The sequence below is a fragment of the Terriglobales bacterium genome, assembly GCA_035567895.1.
In the GTDB taxonomy this organism is placed as follows: Bacteria; Acidobacteriota; Terriglobia; order Terriglobales; family Acidobacteriaceae; genus Gp1-AA112.
On sequence record DATMPC010000055.1, the window covers coordinates 1 to 3,279 of the forward strand.

Annotated in this window: 5 protein-coding genes; all 5 read right to left on the bottom strand. The window is 54.4% G+C overall.

Annotated features, from left to right (window positions below):
- A partial coding sequence (locus tag VNX88_10940; protein HWY69176.1) for a YciI family protein occupies positions 1-276 on the bottom strand: 276 nt, incomplete at its 3' end.
- Between the two features lie 242 nt (positions 277-518).
- The gene (locus tag VNX88_10945) at positions 519-1,283 is read right to left on the bottom strand and encodes a class I SAM-dependent methyltransferase (protein ID HWY69177.1); all 765 of its coding nucleotides are present in this window, start codon (positions 1,281-1,283) and stop codon (positions 519-521) included.
- Between the two features lie 236 nt (positions 1,284-1,519).
- Positions 1,520-2,239 (bottom strand): histidine kinase, encoded by a 720-nt coding sequence (locus VNX88_10950; GenBank protein HWY69178.1) that lies wholly within the window; start codon positions 2,237-2,239, stop codon positions 1,520-1,522.
- Positions 2,240-2,629: 390 nt separating this feature from the next.
- Complete coding sequence (locus tag VNX88_10955) at positions 2,630-3,019, bottom strand: hypothetical protein (protein ID HWY69179.1); 390 nt, start codon at positions 3,017-3,019, stop codon at positions 2,630-2,632.
- A gap of 79 nt (positions 3,020-3,098) precedes the next feature.
- Positions 3,099-3,279 (bottom strand): hypothetical protein (locus tag VNX88_10960; GenBank protein HWY69180.1); only part of this gene is annotated, 181 nt, incomplete at its 5' end.

A 3,279-nucleotide genomic window follows, 5' to 3' on the forward strand; every position in this document is an offset into this window, starting at 1 on the left:
CGCTGCGTCAAGAGATGGGAGTTCCAGAATCGTGAATCCCCCCAGCTGCTCCTTGGTGTCAGCGTAGGGGCCGTCCTGCACGCGCCGCTTCCCTTCCTTGATTCGTACCGTAGTTCCTGTCTCCGGAACTTCAAGCGGATCTCCGCCCACGAAGATGCCGGCGTCGACCAGAGCCTTGTGGTATGCCCGCCAAGCGCCGATATACCCCTCGATCTCGTCTTTTTTCCGTGACGCGAAAGCTTCGGTTGATTCGTAAATTAACAAGGCAAATTGCATCGACTTTCTCCGATGGGAAATTGTGAGGGCATTCGTGCCCCTGAATGGATGACGAGCGAGAAGCGAGCCCTTCTACAGGTTTCAGTAAATCCGGGCAAATTTCAAGCGAGGGGGATTTCAAGAACAGAGTTCGGTGTCAAGAGCTCTTGTTTGGTGTGTGACTACACGGAAGTTGCGATTGAGCGTAAGAGTTGGTTCCGACTTGCCCGTCACTCGCCCAGAGTGCTGATCATTGCTGCCCTTCAACCTGATTTCGCAACAATGATGGGCTGATAAAAGCCACTTTCAGATGGAGCGAGCCAGCGCGGAGTCTTAAAGCCTGTTCGGCTTAGTATCGCCTCAAGTTCATTGCGTCGGACGGCATGATAGAAGCCCGCTGTGTGAAAAGTGTGCCATTGCTTCTCGAGCTGACGAGTGATGTAAAGGTGAAAAATGTATCGCCGAGAATCGACCCATTCCCAAATCTGGAAAACAATGCGCCGCCGCCCCTGATCTACGTAAAACGATGGTCCCTCCACAACCGGTCTTTTCTCAATCAGACGGTCATAATCTCTGATGCTCGCCAGCAGGTAACCTCCGGGACGCAGCCTTGAACGCATTTGTTCTGCTGCTTGCAGAAGCTGCTCTGCGCTCTCAAGGTGCGGGAGTGCATTGTCCATACAGATCACCGCATCGAAGTGTGAGTCTCCTAGAAACTTCAGATCCAGCATATTCGCGACCGAGAACTGAATATTCAGGTTCTGCTGAGAAGCCTCCTGCCGCGCACGCTCAACCGCACGGGGGCTTAAATCGCAACCAGTAACTTGGAACCCCAGCCTTGCTAAGCCGAGCGCTTGCGTCCCAATGCCACAAGCACAATCAAGAATGCAAGCCGTGGTTGACAGACCGCAGTTCCGCTCGAGAATGGAGCTCAGGACAGCGGCTTGGCGTTCCACCGAAAGCTCCCAGTTCTCAAATATCAGATGGTATTGATCCGCTAGCTCGTCGTAGGTTTCCGCCGTGTCCATGGTCACGCGTAGTCTATCGCTTCACTTGACACTGCTAGCCCCCGCAGTTTTCTTCACCGCGAATCGATTGGCCAGAGATTGCGGGCGGTTAGTCGGCTACACGGAAGTTGCGATTGAGCGTAAGAGCAAAGTTCCGAGTAGTCCGTCAGGACGCAATCTCGAGAGGGCCGTGGCAATCTGCGCTTCCGACCGGAAGACTTCCGACGAATTCTCCTAACACCCTGCTAGTTTTTCGACTATTCGGGATTGAAGGCGATGGAATTAGGGACGGACAGCTCGACTTCTGTTCCGGCCGCGGCGCGGCTCCAAACTCTGAGTCTGGCGCCAATTCTTTTCGCCTGTTCGCGCATACCCAGGAGCCCCCAATGGCCCTCGCGTCCCTCATGCAGCACTTGAGGATCGATCCCGCAACCGTCGTCGCGGACGACCATCCTGAAACGCTTGGGGGCATACTCAAGCTCGAGCTCGATCCAGCTGGCTCGGGAGTGGCGGAATGCATTCACCAATAGTTCCCGGCCGATGCGATAGACCTCGTCGCGAATGAGCGGGTGTAGTTTTCTGGTCGAACCTAACACGATGACGCGAAAATCAATTTGCACTTCGATGCCCAAATCTTGTGGGATTCGGAAAAATGCCTGCCCTAGATCGTCGGAGTCTGAATTGGAAAAGCGGAGTCCTCGAACCACGTTGCGGCCCTCTTCCATGAGGTGTCTCATCAATTCGAGAACACGGCTTAATCGCAGCTTAGCGGGCGAATTCGCCGGTAGCTCGTCCACTGCAACATGTAGCTGCATAGCTGCGCTGAAAATGCCTTGCAGCACTGTATCGTGTAGGTCTTGGGCAATTCGCGTACGCTCTGCCAGGCGTTCCTCGAGACGGGCACGCATCTCCCCGAACGTTGGCAAACGAAAGAGATAGGGGCTTCTATACGCAAGAGGCAATCCATCGAGCCGCATAACAGATCCTCCTTTTTGTAAGGGAAGGTCGTCTTCCTGCCTTCTTACGCCCACTAGCCTGGGACCCGGGTGCAGCATGAAGCTATCAAGCGCGCCTGTGTTCGAGCTTTGTACTCGTGAGCATGGAGTAGATACTGTCAGGAACGTGACACACAGGTCTTGAACGATTTCGCCGCGGTCGGGACGTTCTTGCTCAATTGTGAGGAAACCGTTTCGCGATGGCCGGGGTCGTGTCTCAGCTTAACGAACGGTTCGATGAATCGGCATTCTTTGTTGCGTGCGCAGGTCAAGTCCGGCCTTCTCAACCGCCTCAATCCCGAAAGCGGGCCGAGAGGAGCGTGTTCTTCGCAACCGCATCGAATGAAATGACTTATCGTTGTTCCCAAGGGACTACGCTTGTTCGCCCCAATGGGAGTGCCTGCGTGTCAGCAAGACATAAGTGACAGCCAGCACCATCACCATGAGAGCATCGACAAAGAACCAGCCATATCCCAACACGAAAATGTGACTGAGAATTACGGCAGTCATCCACACAACAGTCAATCTCGCTCCCAATCTGGCTGTCTTCGGTATCAGGAGCAGAACTGCCACCACCGTCTCGAACACCCCTGACCCTAGCCGGAATACCGGCTGAGATACTAACCCGTGGACCGCTTCCGACATTTGCGTAAACAGGGCTACCGAACCTGGCACCCCTGCAAACTTGAGAAAGATGGCGGCATACAGAAGGTTCGTGGACACCAACAGGCGAATTGCCAGTAGTGCGAGTCTTTTGCCCATAAAATCTTGCCCCCTTGACCACCTCGAACCAGCTAATCCTTCGCGAATGGTAGTACTCATTTCTGCGTTTTCATGCGCGTTAGAAATCCTGCACCGTTGGGCGGATGACCATCTCATCGACTTCCACCTCGACCGGCTGCTCGATTGCGTAAGCGATCGCTCTCGCGATCGCGCTGGCCGGGATGGCCATTTTCATGAACTCGCGCAAATTCTTTCTGGTCGCTTCGTCCGAGCTGCTCTCCGACAGTTCTGTGGCAATC